Origin of the sequence: Mesorhizobium sp. 131-3-5, from assembly GCF_016756575.1 — a bacterium.
GTDB lineage: Bacteria > Pseudomonadota > Alphaproteobacteria > Rhizobiales > Rhizobiaceae > Mesorhizobium > Mesorhizobium jarvisii.
In genome coordinates this window covers 1-22,793 of the sequence record NZ_AP023254.1, presented here as the reverse complement: position 1 = coordinate 22,793, position 22,793 = coordinate 1, and the positions used below count along the sequence as shown (strand labels likewise).

At 63.7% G+C, this 22,793-nt stretch carries 21 protein-coding genes; 11 read left to right on the top strand and 10 right to left on the bottom strand.

Annotation, left to right across the window (positions count from 1 at the left end; all coding sequences use genetic code 11):
- The first annotated feature begins 8 nt into the window (after positions 1 to 8).
- The 8 genes from JG747_RS00105 (at position 9) to JG747_RS00070 (ending at position 10,119) form a co-directional block, all read left to right on the top strand.
- Positions 9 to 659, top strand: coding sequence for an RNA-binding protein (locus tag JG747_RS00105; protein WP_019863073.1), 651 nt, complete (start codon positions 9 to 11; stop codon positions 657 to 659).
- Positions 656 to 3,238 (top strand): translation initiation factor IF-2, encoded by a 2,583-nt coding sequence (infB, locus tag JG747_RS00100; protein ID WP_069090937.1) that lies wholly within the window; start codon positions 656 to 658, stop codon positions 3,236 to 3,238. The genes JG747_RS00105 and infB overlap by 4 nt, the downstream gene beginning before the upstream one ends.
- A 174-nt stretch (positions 3,239 to 3,412) precedes the next feature.
- On the top strand, positions 3,413 to 3,868 hold the full coding sequence (rbfA, locus tag JG747_RS00095) for a 30S ribosome-binding factor RbfA (protein ID WP_069090938.1): 456 nt from the start codon (positions 3,413 to 3,415) through the stop codon (positions 3,866 to 3,868).
- Positions 3,868 to 4,845, top strand: coding sequence for a tRNA pseudouridine(55) synthase TruB (truB, locus tag JG747_RS00090; RefSeq protein ID WP_038652041.1), 978 nt, complete (start codon positions 3,868 to 3,870; stop codon positions 4,843 to 4,845). The genes rbfA and truB overlap by 1 nt, the downstream gene beginning before the upstream one ends.
- Before the next feature lie 44 nt (positions 4,846 to 4,889).
- Positions 4,890 to 5,984, top strand: a complete 1,095-nt coding sequence (gene corA, locus JG747_RS00085) for a magnesium/cobalt transporter CorA (RefSeq protein ID WP_064984625.1) — start codon at positions 4,890 to 4,892, stop codon at positions 5,982 to 5,984.
- Positions 5,985 to 6,074: 90 nt separating this feature from the next.
- Positions 6,075 to 6,437: a 30S ribosomal protein S15 gene (gene rpsO, locus JG747_RS00080; RefSeq protein WP_372951934.1), complete on the top strand. Its 363-nt coding sequence runs from the start codon at positions 6,075 to 6,077 to the stop codon at positions 6,435 to 6,437.
- A gap of 400 nt (positions 6,438 to 6,837) precedes the next feature.
- On the top strand, positions 6,838 to 8,985 hold the full coding sequence (gene pnp / locus JG747_RS00075) for a polyribonucleotide nucleotidyltransferase (protein ID WP_038652046.1): 2,148 nt from the start codon (positions 6,838 to 6,840) through the stop codon (positions 8,983 to 8,985).
- A 123-nt stretch (positions 8,986 to 9,108) separates the two neighbouring features.
- Positions 9,109 to 10,119, top strand: a complete 1,011-nt coding sequence (locus tag JG747_RS00070; RefSeq protein ID WP_202360915.1) for a class I SAM-dependent methyltransferase — start codon at positions 9,109 to 9,111, stop codon at positions 10,117 to 10,119.
- 5 nt (positions 10,120 to 10,124) lie between these two features.
- Here JG747_RS00070 and JG747_RS00065 read toward each other — a convergent pair whose 3' ends face one another.
- The 4 genes from JG747_RS00065 to fabA form a co-directional block, all read right to left on the bottom strand.
- Entirely contained in the window at positions 10,125 to 11,669 is a 1,545-nt protein-coding gene (locus tag JG747_RS00065; RefSeq protein ID WP_202360914.1) for a putative bifunctional diguanylate cyclase/phosphodiesterase, read from the bottom strand.
- Positions 11,670 to 11,832: 163 nt separating this feature from the next.
- Complete coding sequence (fabI, locus tag JG747_RS00060) at positions 11,833 to 12,636, bottom strand: enoyl-ACP reductase FabI (RefSeq protein WP_019863081.1); 804 nt, start codon at positions 12,634 to 12,636, stop codon at positions 11,833 to 11,835.
- 31 nt (positions 12,637 to 12,667) lie between these two features.
- Positions 12,668 to 13,888, bottom strand: a complete 1,221-nt coding sequence (gene fabB, locus JG747_RS00055) for a beta-ketoacyl-ACP synthase I (RefSeq protein ID WP_010913331.1) — start codon at positions 13,886 to 13,888, stop codon at positions 12,668 to 12,670.
- 49 nt (positions 13,889 to 13,937) lie between these two features.
- Positions 13,938 to 14,453 (bottom strand): 3-hydroxyacyl-[acyl-carrier-protein] dehydratase FabA, encoded by a 516-nt coding sequence (fabA, locus tag JG747_RS00050; RefSeq protein ID WP_010913332.1) that lies wholly within the window; start codon positions 14,451 to 14,453, stop codon positions 13,938 to 13,940.
- A gap of 242 nt (positions 14,454 to 14,695) precedes the next feature.
- Between fabA and irrA the strand changes: the two genes are divergently transcribed.
- Entirely contained in the window at positions 14,696 to 15,127 is a 432-nt protein-coding gene (gene irrA / locus JG747_RS00045) for an iron response transcriptional regulator IrrA (RefSeq protein WP_010913333.1), read from the top strand.
- Positions 15,124 to 15,573, top strand: a complete 450-nt coding sequence (locus JG747_RS00040) for a DUF4260 domain-containing protein (RefSeq protein ID WP_202360913.1) — start codon at positions 15,124 to 15,126, stop codon at positions 15,571 to 15,573. The genes irrA and JG747_RS00040 overlap by 4 nt, the downstream gene beginning before the upstream one ends.
- Here the strand turns inward: JG747_RS00040 and JG747_RS00035 are convergent.
- Positions 15,563 to 16,123, bottom strand: coding sequence for an SH3 domain-containing protein (locus JG747_RS00035; protein ID WP_064984631.1), 561 nt, complete (start codon positions 16,121 to 16,123; stop codon positions 15,563 to 15,565). The two genes, JG747_RS00040 and JG747_RS00035, sit on opposite strands and share 11 nt — an antisense overlap.
- Positions 16,124 to 16,271: 148 nt before the next feature.
- Between JG747_RS00035 and JG747_RS00030 the strand changes: the two genes are divergently transcribed.
- Positions 16,272 to 17,273, top strand: coding sequence for a 2-hydroxyacid dehydrogenase (locus JG747_RS00030; RefSeq protein ID WP_019863085.1), 1,002 nt, complete (start codon positions 16,272 to 16,274; stop codon positions 17,271 to 17,273).
- 51 nt (positions 17,274 to 17,324) lie between these two features.
- On the opposite strand, the gene JG747_RS00025 is transcribed toward JG747_RS00030, so the two are convergent.
- The 5 genes from JG747_RS00025 to dnaA form a co-directional block, all read right to left on the bottom strand.
- Positions 17,325 to 17,801, bottom strand: a complete 477-nt coding sequence (locus JG747_RS00025) for a GNAT family N-acetyltransferase (protein ID WP_202360912.1) — start codon at positions 17,799 to 17,801, stop codon at positions 17,325 to 17,327.
- Between the two features lie 14 nt (positions 17,802 to 17,815).
- Complete coding sequence (locus JG747_RS00020) at positions 17,816 to 18,568, bottom strand: molybdopterin-synthase adenylyltransferase MoeB (protein WP_019863087.1); 753 nt, start codon at positions 18,566 to 18,568, stop codon at positions 17,816 to 17,818.
- A 31-nt stretch (positions 18,569 to 18,599) separates the two neighbouring features.
- A complete protein-coding gene (gene recF / locus JG747_RS00015) occupies positions 18,600 to 19,739 on the bottom strand; it encodes a DNA replication/repair protein RecF (RefSeq protein WP_202360911.1) in 1,140 nt (379 codons plus the stop codon).
- Positions 19,740 to 19,797: 58 nt separating this feature from the next.
- Positions 19,798 to 20,916: a DNA polymerase III subunit beta gene (gene dnaN / locus JG747_RS00010; RefSeq protein ID WP_010913340.1), complete on the bottom strand. Its 1,119-nt coding sequence runs from the start codon at positions 20,914 to 20,916 to the stop codon at positions 19,798 to 19,800.
- Between the two features lie 304 nt (positions 20,917 to 21,220).
- Complete coding sequence (gene dnaA, locus JG747_RS00005; RefSeq protein WP_019863089.1) at positions 21,221 to 22,765, bottom strand: chromosomal replication initiator protein DnaA; 1,545 nt, start codon at positions 22,763 to 22,765, stop codon at positions 21,221 to 21,223.
- Between the last annotated feature and the right edge of the window lie 28 nt (positions 22,766 to 22,793).

Here is a 22,793-nt window from a genome sequence, read left to right as displayed (position 1 = left end):
TGGACGAGATGAACGATCGCACCTGCATCGTTACCCGCAAGCAGGCCGAACCGGATGAACTGATCCGGTTCGTCGTCGGTCCGGATTCGGCCGTCGTTCCCGATCTCAAGAGAAATCTGCCCGGCCGCGGTTGCTGGGTGAGCGCCGACCGCCTACATATCGAGAAGGCGGCGGCCAAGAACCTTTTTGCCCGCGCCTTCAAGGCACAGGTGGTTGTGCCGCCGGATCTTGGCGGCATGGTCGATGGGCTGCTTTCCAGATCCGCTCTGGGCATGCTGGGTCTCGCCCGCAAGGCAGGCGCGATTTCTCTTGGCGCCACCAAGGTTGAGAGTGCCGTGCGCGGCGGGCTGGCGCTTTTCGTGCTCCACGCGACCGAAGCATCGGACGATGGCGTACGCAAGATCAGCCAGGCGCGGCGGGCGACCGTCCATATTGGCGGCCCTTCCATACTTGCCTACAAACTTTTCTCCGAGGCCGAGTTGAGCTTGGCATTGGGGGGTACAAATGTGATACATGCTGCCGTTCTCGCGGGAGACGCGGGTAAGGCGGTCCAGAAGCGCATGGTTGCGCTCGACCGGTATCGGGGCGGTACCCCGGACGATCTGGCAATGCTTGCGGCCGTTGCTGACGAAGATGAGGCCGCAGAGGATATGGAATGAGCGATACGAAATCGGGCGACGACAAGACGTTGAGTGTTACACCTAAGAAGACCTTGACGCTGAAGCGCCCCGGCATGGAACAGGGCACCGTGCGCCAGAACTTCTCGCATGGCCGTACCAAGTCGGTCGTGGTCGAGACCAAGAAGCGCAAATTCTCCCTGCCCGGCGACAAGCCGGAGCCGGTTGCCGCTGCCCCTGTGCCCGTCTTCACGCCGAAGCCGCCCGTCGCCGCGGCCGCTGTCGTGCAGGAAGCGCCGAAGGCTGCGCCTCCGCCTCCCCCGCCGGCTCCGGTCGAGCGCAGCGGCATGGTGCTGAACGAACTGTCGCGCAGCGAAATGGAAGCCCGCCGCAGAGCGCTGGAAGGGTCCAAGGTCCGCGAGGTCGAAGACCGTCAGCGCGCCGCCGAGGAAGCCAAGCGCCGGGCCGAGGACGAAGAGCGCCGCAAGCGCGAGCGCGAGGAATCCGCGCGCCGCCAGGCCGAGGAAGAGGCACGGCTGCAGGCCGAGGCCGAATCGCGCCGCCGCGCCGAGGAAGAGGCCCGCCGCCGCGCGCCGCTGGCCGCGGAGCTGGCAACGGCCGACGAAGAGGAAGAGGTCAAGCCGAAGCGGGCTGGCGTCGGCGCCCCGGTGCGTCGCCTGGTCACGCCCGAAGTGGCGCGTCCGGCCAAGCCGACCAAGGGCGAGGAAGACCGTCGCCGTGGCAAGCTGACTCTGAATTCCGCGCTTTCCGATGAGGATGCGCGGGCCCGTTCGCTGTCGTCGATGCGTCGCCGCCAGGAGAAGTTCAAGCGCGCGATGCACAATGAGCCGCGCGAGAAAGTCATGCGCGAAGTGATCCTGCCCGAGACCATCACCATCCAGGAACTGGCGCAGCGCATGTCCGAACGTGCGGTCGATGTCGTCAAGTTCTTCATGAAGCAGGGCCAGATCCTGAAGCCGGGCGACGTCATCGACGCCGACACGGCCGAGTTGGTCGCCACCGAATTCGGCCACACGGTCCGCCGCGTTGCCGAATCCGACATCGAGGAAGGCCTGTTCAACATCGCCGACAACGCCGAGGATCTGGTGCCGCGTCCGCCGGTCGTGACCATCATGGGCCACGTCGACCACGGCAAGACCTCGCTGCTCGATGCCATCCGCAACGCCAATGTCGTCTCCGGCGAGGCCGGCGGCATCACCCAGCATATCGGGGCCTATCAGGTCGAGAAGAACGGTCAGAAGATCACCTTCATCGATACGCCCGGCCACGCCGCCTTCACGGCGATGCGTGCTCGCGGCGCCCAGGCCACCGACATCGCTATCCTGGTGGTGGCGGCCGACGACAGCGTGATGCCGCAGACGATCGAATCGATCAGTCATGCCAAGGCGGCCGGCGTTCCGATCATCGTGGCCATCAACAAGATCGATAAGCATGACGCCGATCCGCAGAAGGTGCGCTCCGAACTGCTGCGCCATGAGGTCTTCGTCGAATCGATGGGCGGTGAAGTGCTTGACGTCGAAGTGTCGGCGACCAAGGGCACCAATCTCGACAAGCTGCTCGAGGCGATCCTGCTGCAAGCCGAAATCCTCGACCTGAAGGCCAATCCGGACCGTACCGCCGAGGGTGTCGTCATCGAAGCGCAGCTCGACAAGGGCCGTGGCCCCGTCGCCACCGTGCTGGTGCAGACCGGCACCTTGATGCCGGGCGACATCCTCGTCGCCGGCAACGAATGGGGCCGCGTACGCGCTTTGGTCAACGATCGCGGCGAGCAGATCAAGGAAGCGCCGCCGGCGATGCCGGTCGAGGTGCTCGGCCTTCAGGGTACTCCGTTGGCCGGCGACCGCTTCGCCGTGGTCAACAATGAGGCCCGCGCCCGCGAGATCACCGAGTATCGCCAGCGCCTGGCGCGTGAGAAGGCGGTGGCCAAGCATGCCGGCCAGCGCGGCTCGCTCGAACAGATGATGTCGCAGTTGCAGACGAGCGGGTTGAAGGAATTCCCGTTGGTCATCAAGGGCGACGTGCAGGGCTCGATCGAGGCGATCAACGCCGCGTTGGACAAGCTCGGCACCGACGAGGTGCGTGCGCGCATCGTCCATGCCGGAGCCGGCGCCATCACCGAAAGCGACGTCTCGCTGGCGGAAACGTCTGGTGCGGCAATCATCGGCTTCAACGTCCGTGCCAACGTACAGGCACGTGCCGCGGCAGCCGCCGCGGGCATCGAAATCCGCTACTACTCGATCATCTACAACCTCGTGGATGATGTGAAAGCGGCTTTGTCGGGCCTGCTGTCGCCGGAGCGTCGCGAGACCTTCATCGGCAATGCCGAGATCCTCGAGATCTTCGACATCACCAAGGTCGGCAAGATCGCCGGCTGCCGTGTCACCGAAGGCAAGGTCGAGCGTGGCGCGGGCGTGCGCCTGATCCGCGACAACGTCGTCATCCACGAAGGCACGCTGAAGACGCTCAAGCGCTTCAAGGACGAGGTTTCGGAAGTCCCCGGCGGCCAGGAGTGCGGCATGGCCTTCCAGAACTACGAGGACATGCGCGTCGGCGACGTCATCGAGTGCTTCCGCGTCGAGATGGTGACCCGGACGCTCTGAGTTCGCGTGACTTGTCCATGCCGGGCGGTGGTCGAAAGACCGCCGCCCGGAGTTTATTGTGAAATTGCGCATCGTGCTTTTCGAAACCGAATTCGATTTCGGGCTGATGCGTTGACATGTGAGACATGCGGCACGGTCCCATCCCGTGCCTCACGCTTTCAGGATTGAGAAAAAATGCCCCGTCCAACCACATCCAGCCCGTCCCAGCGTATGCTGCGCGTTGCCGAACAGGTGCGCCACGCGCTCTCCGAAACGTTGCAGCGCGGCGAGATCATCGATCCGCTGATCGAAAATACCGTTGTGTCGGTCTCGGAAGTGCGCATGTCGCCTGACCTGAGGGTTGCCACCGCCTTCGTTTCGCCGCTTGGCGCCAAGGACACCGACGCTGTTGTCGAGGCGTTGAACAAGCATGCGAAATTCGTCCGTGGCCGTGTCTCCGGCGCTCTGCGGCAGATGAAGTTCATGCCGGAGTTCCGCTTCAAGCTCGACACTTCCTTCGACAATTTCGCCAGGATCAATGATCTGCTGAAGTCGCCTGAAGTGGCACGCGATCTCGATGCGGACGACGACAAGACCAAAGACGACAGGGCCAAAGACGACAGGGCTAAAGACGACAGGGACAGCGAATAATGGGGCGCCGCGGCAAGAAGAAGGGCCGGCCGGTCTCCGGCTGGGTGGTGCTGGACAAGCCGGTAGGCATGGGCTCGACCGAGGCCGTGTCGAAGATCAAATGGCTGTTCCAGGCGGAAAAGGCCGGCCATGCCGGCACGCTCGATCCGCTGGCTTCCGGCATGCTGCCGATCGCGCTCGGTGAGGCCACCAAGACCGTTCCCTACGTGCAGGACGGCGCCAAGATTTACCGCTTCACCGTCGCCTGGGGGCAGGAGCGCTCGACCGATGATCTTGAAGGGCCGGTGACGAAGAGTTCAGACCTCCGTCCGGCGGAAGTAGAGGTCAAGGCGCTGCTGCCGAAATACACCGGCGTCATCATGCAGACGCCGCCGCAATTCTCGGCCATCAAGATCGCAGGCGAACGCGCCTACGACCTCGCCCGCGAAGGCGAGACTGTCGACATCCCCGCGCGCGAGATCGAGATCGGCCGCCTCGACGTCATCGAACACCACGCGGACCACACCGTTTTCGAGGTCGAATGCGGCAAGGGCACCTATGTGCGCTCGCTGGCCCGTGACATGGGCCGCGACCTTGGCTGCTTCGGCCATATCAGCGATTTGCGCCGAGTCGAGGTCGAGCCGTTCACATCCGAGGATTTCGTCACCATCGCCGAACTGGAAGCGGCCCGTTTCGGTGCGCAAGGCGAGGACAAGCCGGAGCCTGCCGACGACGCCGATGCGATTGACGTGCCGGTAGACTTCAGCGCGATCGACGCGCTTCTGGTCGACACGTCGGCGGCTCTCGACTGCCTGCCGCAGATCGCCATCAGCGACGATGCGGCGACCAAGATCCGCCTCGGCAATCCGGTCATCATTCGCGGCCGCGATGCGCCTGTCGAGGCCGAGGAAGCCTGTGCGACGGCTCGCGGCAAGCTGGTGGCCATCGGCGCGATCGAACAAGGCATGTTCAAGCCCAAGCGGGTCTTTGCCGGGTGACGGCTCTCGTCTAACTTCACGTCGATTCTACGATCGAGGGGCAGATGGCAAAGGCCGATGCGGTGAAGAAGCGGGCGCCGGTGAAGACGCGGCGGCCGCCCGTCGGCGCTTCGCCGGGCACGCTGATCGCCGATCCGGCGGCGCGACGCTCCGAATTGCGGCTGACCCTGATCTCGCCGCAGAAGTTCAAGACTATCGACAATGCCAGCATCGACGATGTCGAGGCCAATTGCCACAAATGGCCGGTGATCTGGCTCGACTGCACCGGCCTCGCCAACATCCCGCTGATCGAGGAGATCGGCCGCATCTTCAGCCTGCATCCGCTGGCGCTGGAGGATGTCGTCAACACCGGCCAGCGGCCCAAGGTCGACTTCTTCGAGGACCATGCCTTCGTCGTCGTGCGCATGATCGACGATGTCACAGCCCATCGCTACGAACAGATCGCCCTCTTCGTCGGCGAGAACTTCGTCGTCACTTTCCAAGAGCGTGAGGGCGATCCGTTCGACCCGGTGCGCAAGCGCATCGAGAGTTCGGCGCCCAACCGCTTGCGCACACGCGGCGCCGACTATCTGGCCTACGCGCTGATCGACGCCATCGTCGACAGCTATTTCCCGCCGATCGAGGCGGCCGGCGACCTGGTCGACGGCATCGAGGATGAGATGCTGCATTCCACGCACAAGCATCAGATGCGGCAGCTGCACGAATTGCGGCGCGACGCCAATGTGCTGAAGGGCGTGCTGTGGCCGATGCGCGATGCGCTGGCGACGCTGATCCGCAACGACGTGCCCTATGTCAGAGCCGAGACCAAGGTCTTCCTCAATGACACGCTCGACCACTCACTCAGGCTGATCGAACTGGTCGAGACCCAGCGCGACATGCTGACCGGGCTGATCGAGATGCACCTGTCGCTGAGCCAGGCGCGCACCAACGACGTCATCAGCTATCTCACCATCGTCTCGGTCATCTTTATGCCGCTCACCTTCCTGGTCGGCGTCTGGGGCATGAATTTCAGTCCCGATACCTCGCCATGGAACATGCCGGAGCTGCGGTCTTACTATGGTTATCCGGCGGCACTCGTCTTCATGCTGCTTGTCGCGGTCGGCTTGATTGCCTTCTTCAAATGGAAGAAATGGCTCTGACGGCGATAAAACTTGGCATTTGGGGCTGAAAAGCCGGCTTGGTGAATTGGGCTGGTGTTTTGCCGGGAATTGCACTATACGCGCCGCAGCATAGCGCCACGACGCTTTGCCTGCACCGGCCCCTGCTGGACGACATCCCGGCTGAGGGCGACCCGTTTCCTCAAACAGATAAGGAAAAACACGATGTCGATTACTGCCGAGCGCAAGAAGGAATTGATGGGTGAATTCGCGACCGCCAAGGGCGATACCGGTTCTCCGGAAGTCCAGGTGGCCATCCTTTCCGAGCGCATCAAGAACTTGACCGACCATTTCAAGGACCACAAGAAGGATAACCATTCCCGCCGTGGTCTGCTCGCTCTCGTGTCCCAGCGCCGCAGCCTGCTTGATTACCTCAAGCGCAAGGACGACGCGCGCTATCAGACACTGATCGAGAAGCTCGGTCTGCGCCGTTGACGAATTGACCGGCGGGCTCCCTCAAGGAGTCCGCCGGTCGCGCATTCGAGCACCGGGGCCAATCCGATCTCGAATGCAGGACTGGAGCGCCGCGCACCCCATCGGGATGCCGGACGGACGCTCCGAAAAGCTGAATTGCGCATGACGTGTTCCGTAAACCGGGGTCGTGCGCGGGCCGGTCGATCGATTGGCCATATCCGGCTTCGAGCGCGCAGAGGGCCACTCGGAGCCACCCATGGACGGTCATGGGGCAGGATTGCAGGACGCTCGTATGGCCACCGTGCCGACAGACCCGAGCCTCCCGTTGTCTTGCCCGTGGCTGCCCGAGAAAGGAAGCCAGGGGAAAGGGCACCCGCGCACGCTGAAACGGCGCGGCCCTTCCTCATACAAAGGACAAGACATGTTCAATCAGCACAAAGTGGAAATCGAATGGGGCGGTCGCCCGCTCATCCTCGAAACCGGCAAGATCGCCCGTCAGGCTGACGGCGCCGTGCTCGCCACCTACGGCGAGACCAAGGTTCTGGCCACCGTCGTTTCGATGAAGGAGCCCAAGCCCGGCCTCGATTTCTTTCCGCTGACCGTCAACTACCAGGAAAAGACCTATGCCGCCGGCAAGATCCCGGGCGGCTATTTCAAGCGGGAAGGCCGTCCGAGCGAAAAGGAAACGCTGGTTTCGCGCCTCATCGACCGCCCGATCCGTCCGCTCTTCGCCGACGGCTACAAGAACGACACGCAGATCGTCGTCACCGTCGTCCAGCACGACCTCGAAAATGATCCGGACATCCTGTCGATCGTCGCCACCTCGGCCGCCCTGACCTTGTCGGGCGTTCCCTTCATGGGCCCGGTCGGCGGCGCGCGCGTCGGCTACATCAACGGCGAATACGTCCTCAACCCGCACATCGACGAAATGCAGGAATCCAAGCTCGACCTCGTCGTCGCCGGCACTGCCGACGCCGTGCTGATGGTTGAGTCGGAAGCTAAGGAACTTGGCGAAGAGCTGATGCTCGGCGCTGTCATGTTCGGCCACAAGGGCTTCCAGCCGGTCATCGACGCCATCATCAAGCTGGCCGAAGTCGCCGCCAAGGAGCCGCGCGACTTCACCGCGCCGGACTATTCCGCGCTTGAAGGCGAGATGCTGAAGATCGTCGGCGACGAGCTCAGCAATGCCTACAAGATCACCGACAAGCAGCAGCGCTATGCCGCCGTCGACGCCGTCAAGGCGAAGGTCAAGGCAGCCTTTGCTCCGGCCGAAGGCGAAGAGGCCAAGTACACCTCCGAGCAGATCGGCTCGGTGTTCAAGGAACTCCAGGCCAAGGTCGTGCGCTGGAACATCCTCGACACCGGCTCGCGCATCGACGGCCGCGACCTGAAGACGGTCCGCAAGATCGTTTCGGAAGTCGGCGTCCTGCCGCGCACCCATGGTTCGGCCCTGTTCACGCGCGGCGAGACCCAGGCGCTGGTCGTTGCCACGCTCGGCACCGGCGAAGACGAGCAGTATGTCGATTCGCTGACCGGCATGTACAAGGAGAAGTTCCTCCTTCACTACAACTTCCCTCCCTATTCCGTCGGTGAGACCGGCCGCATGGGTTCGCCGGGCCGCCGCGAAATTGGCCACGGCAAGCTCGCCTGGCGTGCCATCCGTCCGATGCTGCCGAGCGCTGACCAGTTCCCCTACACGCTGCGCGTCGTCTCGGAGATCACCGAGTCCAACGGCTCGTCCTCGATGGCCACCGTCTGCGGCACCTCGCTGGCGCTGATGGATGCCGGCGTGCCGCTGGCCAAGCCCGTTGCCGGTATCGCCATGGGCCTGATCAAGGAAGGTGAGCGCTTCGCCGTGCTCTCCGACATCCTGGGCGACGAGGATCACCTCGGCGATATGGACTTCAAGGTCGCCGGCACCGCCAACGGCATCACCTCGCTGCAGATGGACATCAAGATCGAGGGCATCACCGAGGAGATCATGAAGATCGCGCTGGATCAGGCCAAGGACGGCCGCCAGCATATCCTCGGCGAAATGGCGCATGCCCTGACCGGCGCCCGCCCCGAACTCGGCGAGTTCGCGCCGCGCATCGAGGTCATGCATATCCCGACCGACAAGATCCGCGACGTCATCGGTTCGGGCGGCAAGGTCATCCGCGAGATCGTTGAGAAGACCGGCGCTAAGATCAACATCGAGGACGACGGCACGGTGAAGATCGCTTCCTCGAACGCCAAGGAGATCGAGGCGGCGAAGAAGTGGATCCACACCATCGTCGCCGAGCCGGAAGTCGGCGAGATCTACGAAGGCACGGTCGTCAAGACCGCCGACTTCGGCGCCTTCGTCAACTTCTTCGGTCCGCGTGACGGCCTCGTCCACATCTCGCAGCTCGCCAATGAGCGGGTCGCCAAGACCTCGGACGTCGTCAAGGAAGGCGACAAGGTCTGGGTCAAGCTGATGGGCTTCGACGAACGCGGCAAGGTCCGCCTGTCCATGAAGGTCGTCGACCAGGCCACAGGCAAGGAAATCGTGCGCGACAAGAAGGCCGAAGGCGAAGAAGACGCCGCCTGAGCGCTCTGACAGAAAAATCGAAGCGGGCGCGGCTTATGTCGCGCCCGTTTTCGTTTGGAGCAGTTTCAGGAAAGTATGAGGCGCTTTCCCTTGGGAATTGCGCAAGACTCTGGGAGCACTTCTATGGCCGCTGAAGCTCTGAAGACGCTTTTCCATCCGTTCGAGGCCGAGGCTCTCTCCTTGCCGCGAAAGGGCGAACGCATCCTCTTCCTCGGCGCCGAGCCCGGCCTGCGCGTGCCGTCAGGTTTCGAGGCCACGCTGCATCTCGTGCAGGGCTTCCGGCCGTATTTCCGTGCATTGCAGCCGGCCGGCTTTGCCGTCACGCCGCAAACCGAGGGGGACGGGTTTGATGCCGCGCTGGTGCTCGCGGGCCGTCACCGCGGCCAGAACGAATTGCGTGTCGCCGATGCCCTCGAGCGCGTGGTGCCAGGCGGACTTGTCGTCGTCGCCGGCGGCAAGGACGACGGCATTGCCAGCCTGCGCAAGCGCGTCGACGAGCTCGTGCCGCTCCACGGCCATATGCCGAAATATCACGGCATCGCCTTCTGGCTGCGCCGCCCGGTGGATATGCAGGCCGCAGCCACGCTTCGCGCCGCCAATCGCGCTTTGCTGATCGAGGAGCGGTTCCACACCGCACCCGGTATGTTCTCTTTCGATCGCGTCGATGCGGGTTCGAAACTGCTGGTCGACAATTTGCCCGGTGACCTGCGCGGCAATGCGGCCGATTTCTGCGCCGGCTGGGGGTATGTCGCGGCTGAGATGGCTGCCCGCTCGTCAGGCCTGTCGGGCCTCGATCTCTATGAGGCCGATTTCGATGCGCTGGAGGCGGCCAAGGGCAACCTCGCCAACACAGTGGCGCAGGGCTTCTTCTGGACCGATCTGCTCGCCGAGCCTGTCGAGCGCCGGTATGACGTCATCGCCATGAACCCGCCCTTCCACCGCAGCCGTGCGGCCGAGCCGGAGATCGGTGCCGGCATGATCCGCGCGGCGGCCAAGGCGTTGAAGCCCGGTGGCAGGCTGTTCATGGTCGCCAACCGCCAGCTTCCCTACGAGCCCGTGCTGTCGGCTGCCTTTGCCAGTCACGCGGAGCTTGCCCGCGATGGCATGTTCAAGGTGTTTTCCGCCCGGCGCTGACTTGCTTAATGCAGGTTGGCGACGCGCCGGACCTCGTCGGTGGCGTGCTCGTCGCCAAGCCTGAACTTGAGTGGCGCCGGACGGCCGAACAGGTAACCCTGCACCACCTCGCAGCCGGCGGCCCGCAACAGCGTCGCCTGGCTCTCGGTCTCGACGCCTTCGGCGATGATGCTGACGCCGAGCGCGCGCGAAAGCCCGACGATGGTCGAGACGACAGCGCCGGAGCTGGAATCGGTATCGATGCGGCTGACGAAGGAACGGTCGATCTTTAGCTTGCCGAATGAGAAGTCGATGAGGTAGCTGAGGTTGGAATAGCCGGTGCCGAAATCGTCGACGGCAACCGAGATGCCCATTTCGGCAAGCTCTTTCAGGATGGCGGCCGCGCGGTCGCGGTCCTGCATCATCGCCGTCTCGGTGACTTCCAGCTCAAGCCGCGACGGCTTGATGCCGGTGGCCCGCATGGTGTCGCGCACGATGCCGACGAAGTCCTTGGTCATGAACTGAACCGGCGAGATGTTGACGGCGACGAAACAGTCGTCCGGCAGATGGCGGGCGTCGCTGCAGGCCTTGCGCAGAACCCATTCGCCGATCGGGTTGATCATCCCGGTTTCCTCGGCGATTTGGATGAACTCCATGGGCGGGATCATGCCACGTTCGGGATGGTTCCAGCGGATCAGCGCCTCGTAGCCGATGATGCGGCCGGTCGGCAGGTCGAGCTGCGGCTGATAGTGGAGGTCGAAGTCTCCGCGCTCGAAAGCGGTGTGCAGTTCGGATTCGACCCATTGACGATGATCGGCGACACGCCCCATCTCGCTGTCGAACACTGACCAGTTGCCGACCCCGCCGGCGCGCGCATTCTGCAGCGCCAGGTTGGAGCGGCGCAGGATAAGGACCGGATCGACGCCATCCTTGGGCATGGCCACGATACCCACCGACAGGCTCACCGACTGCTGATGGGTGCTCAGCTCATAGGGCTCCATCATTTCGTCGATGAGCCTTTCGACCATGCTTTCCATCGTTCCCTGGATCTGATGATCCGCAAGCAGCACCGCGAACTCGCCGGCGCCGATACGCCCGACCAGGGCGCGTGCGGGCACGCAGGCCTGCAGCCGCTTGGTGAAGGCGCGGATCAACTCGTCGCCCTGCATATAGCCGATCGCGTCGTTGATCTGCTTGAACCGGTCGATGTCGATGTCGATCAGGAACACCGGTTCTCCGGTCCGGCTTGTCGCGCATGCCGCCTCGGCGATCTTGCCGACCATCGCCGGGCGCGCCAGCAGTCCGGTCAACTTGTCGAAATGGGTTTCGTTGAAGACGAAATCGGCCGATTCATCGACGCCGGCGAAGAACGACATGGCCGCCACCGACGCCGCCAGCGCGCAGAGCGCAGCCATGATCGCGACCATCATGTCCATCGATATGCCGGCAAACCCGTCGCCGAGGCCGTGCTTCAAGCCCCAGATGCCGAGGACAAAACTGCCAATGCCCGAACTCGCTATCGTGAGCAGTCGGAACACCGGTGTTCGCTTCGGGTTGCTGACGGCAGTCATTCAAAGGTCCCCAGATTGCGGGACTCTATAGCGGAAATCTACTTAAAATGAGTTTCCGCGAATGTATCCAATTTTACTGGAGAAGATTATTTTCTTTACTGGAAAAGAGCCATTTTTCCAAAACGGTTGCCCATAGCTTGGCGCCTTGATTCTTTACGGCCAGTTAGCCATCCGTCTGCTTCAACTCGTCGAGCGTCGGCATCGAGACGATGTGATAGCCGGAATCGACATAGTGGATTTCGCCGGTGACGCCCGATGCGAGGTCGGACAGCAAATAAAGCGCGGAGCCGCCGACCTCGTCTATGGTCACCGTGCGGCGCAACGGCGAGTTGCGCTGCTGGTAGGAGAACATGTGACGGGCGTCCGAAATGCCGGCGCCGGCGAGCGTGCGCACCGGGCCCGCCGAGATGCCGTTCACCCGGATGCCACGCGGACCGTAGTCGTTGGCAAGGTAGCGCACGCTGGCCTCGAGGCCGGCCTTGGCGACGCCCATGACATTGTAGTTCGGCATGACGCGGACCGAACCGGCATAGGTCAGCGTGATCATCGAGCCGCCTTCGGTCATCAGTGCCGCCGCGTTGCGGGCCACTTCGGTGAAGGAGTAGCAGGAAATCACCATGGTGCGGACGAAATTGTCCCGGCTGGTGTCGGCGTAGAGCCCCTTCAACTCATTCTTGTCGGAAAAGCCGATGGCGTGGACGACGAAGTCCAGTCCGCCCCATTCCTTGCCGAGCGTTTCGAACGTGGCGGCGACCGAAGCGCTGTCCTCGACATCGCAGGGAACGACCAGTGAGGCGCCGAGCTTGTCGGCGAGCGGCTTGACCCGGCGGCCGAAGGCCTCGCCCTGGTAGGTGAAGGCGAGCTCCGCCCCATGTTCGGACAATTTCTTGGCGATGCCCCAGGCGATCGAATGATCGTTGGCAACACCCATGACAAGCCCGCGCTTGCCCTTCATCAATCCGTCCATGGCAGGCAATCCCCTTAGAAAACCGCTGGCCTTATGCGGAATAGCGCTGGAAAACGAGCGTTGCGTTGGTGCCACCGAAACCGAAGGAATTTGACAGGACGGTGTCGATCTTGGCGTTGTCGATGCGCTTGCGCACGATCGGCATGCCCTCGAATTCGGGGTCGAGGGTTTCGATATGGGCGCTTTCGCCGATGAAGCCGCCTTGCATCATCAGGATCGAATAGATGGACTCCTGAACGCCGGCCGCGCCCAGCGAATGGCCGGTCAGCGACTTTGTCGAGGTGATGAACGGCATCTTTTCGCCGAAGACTTCGCGGATGGCGCCCATTTCCTTGGAATCTCCCACCGGCGTCGAGGTGCCGTGGGTGTTGATGTAGTCGACGGGCGTGGAGACCGTCGCCAGCGCCTGGCGCATGCAGCGGACCGCGCCTTCGCCAGAGGGTGCCACCATGTCGTAGCCGTCCGAGGTCGCGCCGTAGCCGACGATCTCGGCGTAGATCTTGGCGCCGCGCGCCTTGGCATGCTCAAGCTCCTCAAGCACCAGCACGCCGGCGCCGCCGGCGATGACGAAGCCGTCGCGATTGACGTCATAGGCGCGGGACGCGGCCGAGGCCCTGTCATTGAACTTGGACGACATGGCGCCCATGGCGTCGAACAGGTCCGACATCGTCCAGTCGAGATCCTCGTGGCCGCCGGCAAAGACCATGTCCTGCTTGCCCCATTGGATCAGCTCGTAGCCATTGCCGATGCAATGCGCCGAGGTCGAGCAGGCCGACGAGATCGAATAGTTGACGCCGTGGATTTTGAACCAGGTGGCCAGCGTTGCCGACGCGGTCGACGACATCGCCTTCGGCACCGCGAAGGGGCCGATGCGCTTGGGGCTGCCGTTCTTCAGCGTGGTTTCGGCCGCCTCGACGATGGTGCGGGTGGAGGGGCCGCCCGAGCCCATGACGATGCCGGTGCGCTCATTGGTGATGTCGCTTTCGCCGAGGCCCGCATCGGCGATCGCCTGGTCCATGGCGACGTGGTTCCAGGCAGCACCTTGGCTCAGGAAGCGCATCGCGCGGCGATCGATCATGGCCGAGGGGTCGAGTGTCGGTGCGCCCCAGACCTGGCAGCGGAAGCCGTGCTCGGCAAAGGAATCGGAAAAGCTGATGCCGGATCTGGCGTCATGCAGCGAGGTCTGCACCTCGTTGGCATTGTTGCCGATCGACGACACGATGCCGAGGCCTGTGACTACGACACGTCTCATTCGCAACTCCTTCCAGGGATGCTGGCCAGTGGGTCGGCCAAGGGTGCGGTCAAGCGACCGCCGACTGCTTGGACAGACCGACCTTCAGGTCCGTCGCCGCATATATGGGCTCGCCATCCGCCTTCATCCAGCCATCGGCGATGCCCAGCACCAACCGGCCGCGCATGACACGCTTGAAATCCACGCCATACTCGACCTTCTTGACCGATGGCGTGACCATGCCCTTGAACTTGACCTCACCGGTCGACAGCGCCATTCCCTTGCCGGGTTCGCCGAGCCAGCCAAGATAGAAGCCGGTCAACTGCCACAAGGCGTCCAGGCCGAGGCATCCTGGCATGATCGGATTGCCGATGAAATGGCAGGCGAAGAACCACAGGTCCGGTTTGATGTCGAACTCCGCACGGATGAAGCCCTTGTCGAAGGCACCGCCGGTCTCGCTGATCTCGGTGATACGATCGAACATCAGCATCGGCGGGTAGGGCAGCTGGGCATTGCCCTCTCCGAACAGCTCGCCGCGGGCGCAGGCCAGCAATTCTTCGTAGTCGTAGCTGGATTTACCCGCCATCAATCTCGTCCCCATATCGTCCGGGCGGTAGCGCGCCCTTGTCGTTGGTGTCCTAACACAATCTGTTTCAGGCCGGAAACCGGCGTTTGCGCTTAACCCGCCAGTCTGCTCGGGTCAATGCGCGCTATTGATCGCATTCGGACGACAGAATATATGTCAACAGGGGTCCGGTTTCGGCAGACATTCATTTTTTTGCCATTCTGGGCGTGTCTTGAAGCGGGACTGTTGGCTTGGAAGACCAGATGGACCGGGGCTGCCGGAAGGAAAATGTCGCTGTGGACAAGCGGGTACGTGAAGCCGGCCTGAGGCCGACGCGGCAGCGCATTGCGCTGGCCGACCTGCTTTTCGCCAAGGGCGATCGCCATCTCTCGGCCGAGGAACTGCACGAGGAGGCGCTGGCCGCCGGCGTGCCGGTGTCGCTGGCCACGGTCTACAACGCGCTCCACCAGTTCACCCAGGCGGGTCTGCTGCGCATCCTCGCCGTCGAGGGCGCCAAGACCTATTTCGACACCAACACCTCCGACCACCATCATTTCTACATCGAAGGCGAAAACCGGATTTTCGACATCGCCAATGGTCCGGTGACGGTCACCAACCTGCCGGATCCGCCCGAGGGCATGGAAATCGCCAATGTCGACATCGTGGTGAGGCTGCGCCCCAAGCGCCAGGAATGACCGGTGAGGCCAGAACGATCGGCCCGGCCGGGAATGATGTGTCCGGCCAGAATAATCTGTCCGGGATGAAACCCCTCGAGCTGATAATCCGGCTCGAATGGGCTGTCGTGGCGGCCGTTGCGATCGTCTTCTACGCTTGGTCAGGCGTTTCCTGGTGGCTCTTCGGATTGCTCATCCTGGCGCCGGACCTGTCAATGTTCGGCTATCTCGGCGGGCCGCGCATCGGCGCCACCGCCTACAACGCCTTGCACATCCTCATCGTACCGGTGCTGCTGCTGCTCGTCGGGTCCCTGTCCGGTCATGCGGTCGCGAGCGCGGTCGCACTGATCTGGATCGCCCACATCGCCATCGACCGTGCACTGGGCTACGGCCTGAAACTGTCAACCGGTTTTCAGGACACCCACCTTGGCCCCATCGGGCGCAAGCGGGACGGCCTCAGTCCTTGACCCGCTCGCCGGGATAGGCGCCCCAGACCGCCGCCTGGGCGAGCCAGCCGGTGTGGCCGTCGAGCGTCATTTCGCACCACTGGCCGTCGCAGGACTTAATCGTGCCCATGACGCCCGGCTCGACGATCGCCACCACACGGGCATCCTTGTCGGGGCTTTTCATAAGGTTGATCTGGGCGCCCTTGCCGCGCTGCCAGGGCGCGATGATCGCCGTGCGCCGGCCTGACAGCAGCGACTGATTGATCCAGCCCTCCGAGCCATCCGCATCGCGCACGCGGCGCCACGTGTCGAATTCCTGGACGACCTCCATCGGCAGGCCGGCCTTCATATACATCCAGTCGACCGAGTAGTTGGCGCCGGGGCCGACGCGCGAATTGACGCGGCCGGACTTCAGGCTGACGAATCGCGGCAGCGGCAGGCCGCTCGGCCCGAGCGTGACGGCGCTCTGGGCGGGCGCGGCCGCGCTCTGCGCCGCGGCAAGCGGGGGATAGAGGAGAGCGCCGAGAAATGCTGCGCTGAGGGCCAGGCGAAGCGACGCGAAACCAGACACTTTCGTTCCTTTCGGCGCCGGCCTGGTGGCCTTGGCGCCCCTTTTTCTTTGTCTTCGGCGGCACCGCTTGTTACATGGGTAAATCGGCTACCGCGACCGGCTTTCAGTTTCGCCGGTCTTGGTTAAAGAGGTCTCAACGAGGGAAACAATGGTAGGCAAAAAGAAGCCTCTCGTGGTCATCACGCGAAAGCTGCCCGACCCGGTCGAGACCCGCATGCGCGAGCTGTTCGACGCCAGGCTGAATGTCGAGGACAGGCCGATGACGCAGCCGGAGCTGGTCGCCGCGGTCAAGGAAGCCGACGTGCTGGTGCCGACGGTGACCGACCAGATTGACGCGGCGCTGATCGCCCAGGCCGGCGACAACCTCAAGCTGATCGCCAATTTCGGCAACGGCGTCGACAAGATCGACGTGGCTGCGGCCGCCAAGAGGGGCATCACCGTCACAAACACGCCCAATGTGCTGACCGAAGATACCGCCGACATGACAATGGCGCTGATGCTGGCGGTGCCGCGCCGGCTCGCGGAGGGCGCCAATGTGCTCACCGGCGACAAGAAATGGGCCGGCTGGTCGCCGACCTGGATGCTTGGCCGGCGCATCTGGGGCAAGCGGCTGGGCATTGTCGGCATGGGCCGCATCGGCACGGCCGTCGCGCGCCGGGCCAAGGCTTTCGGCCTTTCCATCCACTATCACAACCGCCATCGCGTTTTGCCGGCGGTCGAGGACGGGCTGGAGGCGACCTATTGGGAGAGCCTCGACCAGATGCTGGCCCGCATGGACATCATCTCCGTCAATTGTCCGTCGACGCCCGCGACCTTCCATCTTTTGTCGGCACGGCGCCTGGCCCTGCTGCAGCCCACGGCCTATGTCGTCAACACCGCGCGTGGCGACATCATCGACGAGGAAGCGCTGGTCAAGCTGATTCAGGACGGCAAGATCGCCGGCGCCGGCCTCGACGTCTACGAGCACGAGCCGGCGCTCAATGCCAAGCTGCTCAAGCTCGCCGCCCGGCACAAGGTCGTGCTTTTGCCGCATATGGGTTCGGCGACGCTCGAGGGCCGCATCGACATGGGCGAGAAGGTCATCATCAACATCCGCGCCTTCGTTGACGGTCACCGCCCGCCGGACCGCGTGCTGCCGCTCAGAACCTGACGGTATCGCGGCGGCGCGCTCCTGGTTCGTTCTTCAAATGGAAGCCAAGGCTTACGAAAGAGCCTTGCGCATGGTGATAGAGGTCGGCCTGGCGTAGCCCTCATGCGCCGTCCGCCCGGTCTCGTGAAAGCCGAGGCGGGCAAAGGCGGCGTGATTGGCGGTGAGTTCGATGCGCGTCTGCAACTCCAGCGCCGCCTTGCCGCGGTCGAGCGCGAGACGTTCGACCGCCTGCATCAGCCGCCGGCCGATGCCTCGCCTCTGGCAGTCCGGGGCGACGGCGAGCTTGCCGACATAAAGACCGTCAGCCCTTTCCTGGGCAAAGACGCAGCCGACGATCCTGTCGTCATCAAGAGCCACGAAACCGGTCTCGCGCAAGGCCTTGTCGCGCAGTGTATCGACGGTGAGCAGGTGAGCCGAGGACGGCGGGTCGATGACGCCGTCCATGAAGGCGAAGGCATGCATGATCAAGGCAAGCACCTCGTCCCAGCGGCCGAAATCGGCCGGAATGCGGTCGATTGTCAGGGGCATGGTCCGCTCCAAGATCAGCGTCTGCCGTAGCGGATCGTCTCAAAGCGCGCGGCGAGCGCATCGTAGAGCAGCAGCCGGCCGACCAGCGGCTCGCCAATGCCGGTGATCAGCTTGATGGCCTCCATCGCCTGCAGCGTGCCGACGACGCCGGTCAGCGCACCAAGCACCCCGGCCTCGGCGCAGGAGGGCACCAGGCCGGGCGGTGGCGCTTCGGGAAAGAGATCGCGATAGCCCGGGTTAGGCTTGCCATCCTTGCCGACCCCGAAAGGCTTCAGCACCGTCACCGAGCCGTCGAAGCGGCCAACGGCGGCATGCACCAGGGGTTTACGCGCGCTCGCACAGGCGTCGGCCACCGTATAACGGGTCTCGAAGTTGTCGGAACCGTCGACCACTATGTCATATCGGGCAACGAGGGCAGGGGCGTTGTCCGCGCTCAGCCTGAACGTGTGCGTCTCGACCGCGGTGTTGGGATTGATGCGGGCGATTGCCGCCCTGGCGCTGTCGGTTTTCAGCTTGCCGACCGTATCGGTGTCGTGGATGACCTGACGCTGCAAATTGGAGAGCGACACGGTGTCGTCGTCGACAATGCCGAGCGTGCCGACGCCGGCCGCCGCAAGGTATTCGAGCACCGGCGCGCCCAGCCCGCCGGCGCCTATCACCAGTACGCGCGCCTGCTTGAGCTTCTGTTGGCCCGCACCGCCGACCTCCGGCAGCACGATGTGGCGGGCATAGCGTTCGATCTCGTCGGCGGTGAGCGTGGTGGTCATGTCAGGACAATACAGCGGCCGAAAAACCTTGTCAGGCGTCTTCGGTTGGCCCAACCGTGCCATGGTCGACCGTCAGGAACTGTGCGCGCCCCTTGAGGCTGGAAAACAGCGCGGCATCGGTTCCCGTCATGAAGGCCTGGCAGTTCAACTCCTCGAGGATCGAGAACAGTGCCGCCCGCCGCCCGCCGTCGAGGTGTGCTGCGATCTCATCCAGCAGCAGAATCGGCGTCATACCGGACATCTCGCCGGTTAGCCGTGCGTGCGAGAGCACGATGCCGACCAGCAAGGCCTTCTGCTCGCCGGTCGAACAGAGCTCGGCCGGCATCGCCTTGGGCCGGTGCCGCACCAGAAGATCGGAACGGTGCGGGCCTTCCAGCGTTCGTCCCGCGGCACGATCGCGATCACGTCCGCCGGCGAGCGCCCGGCGGAACCGCTCCTCGACATCGACCGCCGGCGCGCTCGAAACCTTGGCTTCCAGATCGCCTGAAAGGCTGATATCGGCCTGAGGGAAAGGCCCTGTGTCGGGCAGCCTGTCGATCATGGCGGCGAGCAAGCGCACCAGTTCGGCGCGCGCCGCCGCAATAGCGACGCCCGTTTCGGCCATCTGCGTCTCGATCGCCTCGAACCAGCGATCATCCCGAGATCCGTCCGTAAGTAGGCGATTACGGCTCCGCATCGCCTTTTCGTAGTCGAGCGCACGCTGGCCGTGGCCGGGATCGATCGCCAGCACCAGCCGGTCGAGAAAGCGCCGGCGATCCGCGGCCGGGCCGGTGAACAGCGCATCCATGGCCGGCGTCAGCCAAACCACGCGCAGCCATTCCAGCATGTCTTCGGCCGATCGGGCGGTCGCGCCGTTGATGCGAACCCGCCTGCCACCCTCGCCTTCGCCAACCGAAATGCCCGTGCCGATCTCGACCTGGCCGTCGGGCCCGTCGAGCCGGGCATGCAGCGCAAAGCCGCCGTCGCCGCCTTCGCGCGCGACATCGGCGTAAGGGGCACGGCGCAGGCCACGCCCGGGCGTCAGAAGGGAAATAGCTTCGAGCAGGTTGGTTTTGCCGGCGCCATTGTCGCCGGAAAACACGACGGCGCCCGGGGCGAGATCGATCGCAAGCGCCGCATAGTTGCGGAAATTAGTAAGTGTAAGCTTACTTATATGCGTCTGTGCCGGCAACCGCTATCCGCCTGTAGAGTGCCGCAACCATTGCTGAGTCGGATCGATGACCCGCAGGCTACACCCGCATCGGCATCAGCACGTAAAGCGCGGTCTCGTCGGCCATGTCGTGGATCAGGGTCGGCGAACCGGCATCGGCCAGCATGAATTTGGCTTCCGTGCCGGTCAACTGGGCGGCGACATCAAGCAGATATTTGGCGTTGAAGCCGATCTCGATCGGGTCGGACGAGTAATCGGCCGCCAGTTCCTCGGTGGCGCTGCCGGAATCCGGGTTGTTGACCGCAAGCGTCACCTGGCCTTCGCTGATCGAAAGCTTCACCGCGCGGCCGCGTTCGGAGGAAATGGTCGAGACGCGATCGACCGCGGCGGCAAAGCTCTGGCGGTCGAGGATCAGCTTCTTGTCGTTGCCCGTCGGAATGACCCGCTGATAATCGGGGAAGGTGCCGTCGATCAGCTTCGAGGTCAGGACCACGCTGCCGATGGTGAAGCGGATCTTGGTATCGGACAGTTCGGTGGTCACGGCGACATCCGGATCGTCGACCAGTTTCTGCAGCTCGCTCACCGTCTTGCGCGGAATGATGATGCCCGGCATGCCTTCGGAACCCGCCGGCGCGTCGATTTCGGCGCGCGCCAGGCGGTGGCCGTCGGTCGCCACCGAGCGCAGCTTCAGCTTGCCGCCGACTTCATGCGTGTGCAGGTAGATGCCGTTGAGATAATAGCGCGTCTCCTCGGTGGAAATGGCGAACTGCGTCTTCTCGATCAGCCCCTTCAGGGCAACCGAGTCGAGCCGGAAGATATGCGAGAAGGATCCGGCCGAAAGTTCGGGGAAATCGGATTGCGGCAGACACTGCAGGCGGAAGCTCGAGCGGCCCGACGTCACCGTCATGGCGTTGCCGTCCTCGTCCGTCTTCAGCATCACCTCGGCGCCGTCCGAGAGCTTGCGCACGATGTCGTAGAGCAGATGCGCGGGAACCGTCGTCGCCCCGCCACGCTCCACCTTGGCTGGGGTTGCTTCCGTCACCTCCAGGTCGAGGTCGGTGGCCTTCATTTCCAGGCTGGCGCCTTCGGCGCTGAGCAGCACATTGGACAGGATCGGTATCGTGTTGCGCCGTTCGACCACACGGTGGACGTGGTTGAGCGACTTCAGGAGATTTGACCGTTCCAGGATAACACGCATGACGAAACAGGCTCGCTTGAAAGGATGAGCGGGTCTCCGGCTGGCGGCGCCCCGCGAAAGGTCTGAACAGGCTCAGAATCTGCGTAAACTGACAGGAAAAAGCCAGCAAAGGCAAGCCCGCGACACCGGTTCGGGCCGGCTGCGCGGGCTTTCTGGGGATAAACGCCGCGAAGACCGTCAGTCGGTATGCTGAATCCGGAATCCGGATCGTCGCCAGCCGATGCCGCGAGCCCATTCCGGGCTCACCGCCGGGCAGGTAAGCTGTTGAATTCCAGCGCAGTTCCGGCTTGCCTGTCCTGAACGGTCAGGCCTGGTCGTTGATCAGCCGTCGCAGCAGCTCGAGTTCCTGTGCCAGCGTGTTGTCGTTGCCGGAAAGGTCCTCGATCTTGCGCACGGCGTGCAGCACCGTGGTGTGGTCGCGGCCGCCGAAGCGCCGTCCGATCTCGGGCAGGGAACGCGGTGTCATCACCTTCGACAGGTACATCGCGACCTGCCGCGGCTTGACGATGGTGCGCGTGCGCCTATTGGACAGCAATTCGGTCTTCGACACATTGTAGTGGCGCGCCACGATGCGCTGGATATCCTCGATGCGAACCCGCTTCGGCTCGCCGGTGCGATAGATGTGGCCGAGGATCTCATCGATGCGGTCGATGGTGATCTGCGGCTCGAACGACTGCCGGAACAGCAGTTGATTGAACGCGCCCTCCAGTTCGCGTCCGCTGCCGGTCACGGTGCGGGCGACGTGATTGAGGATCTCTTCGGAAATGTCGAGCGATGCGTCGTCGATCCTGGCCGTGGCCAGGCGCAGTTTGAGCATGCCGAGGCGCATGGCGAAATCGGGCGCCGACATTTCAAGCGCGACGCCGCCATTGAGGCGCGAGCGGACGCGCGGCTCTAGCGATTCCAGCTCCGACGGCGGCCGGTCGGCAGCGACAACGACCTGCTTGGCGCTGTCGAGCAGCATGTTGATCAAATGGCAGAATTCATGCTGGATCGACTTGCCCTGCAGGAACTGCATGTCGTCGATGATCAGGAGGTCGATGTCGCGCAGCTGCTCCTTGAGCGTCAGCGCGTTGTTGTCGCGGATCGCCGTGGCGAAGCGCCACATGAAATATTCCGCGGTGAGATAGACGACGCGGGACTTCGGGTTCTGCTTCAGCGATTCCGCCGCGATGGCCTGCAGCAGGTGGGTCTTGCCGAGCCCGACGGTCGCATGCAGGAAAAGCGGATTGAAGCGCACGGCGCTCGACTGCGATTCCGCCACGGCCTTGGCGGCGGCGAAGGCCACCCGGTTCGACGGCCCCTCGATGAAGGAGCCGAACGTGTAGCGCGGATCAAGCGGCGACCCCAGCACATTGTGGCGGAACTCGCTCTCGACCGCCGCACCCGGGCGCGGCACGGGGGGGCGTTCCACCCTGCCGGGGCTTACGGTGCCGGCGGCCAGCGCCGTCTGCGTCTGTCGTGTCATCTTGCGCGCCGGCGCCAATTCCGGTTCGACATGGCTGCGCCCCTGACGGGTGGCCGTGCGCACCACGATCTCGATCTTGAGGAGATCGGCATCCTCCTGCTTCCACAGTTCGGAGATCAGGTCGAGATAATGGCCATTGATCCACGAGCGCAGGAACGCGGTGGGGACCGAGATGCGGACAATGCCCTTGGACGCTTCCGCGACCTTCATGCGGCCGAACCAGCTCGAATAGACTTCAGCTCCCAGACGCGCCTTCAACTGGGCCTTGACCCGGTCGAACTTCTGTTCCGCGTCGCTGGAGACCGCCATCTCGTTTGCTCCGATCAAAGTTCCAGGAAATGGGAGGTCGCCCGTAAGCTCCCTTTCGATGCCGCTCTGCATGATCGAGTTCCTTGTCTTTCTAGTACCT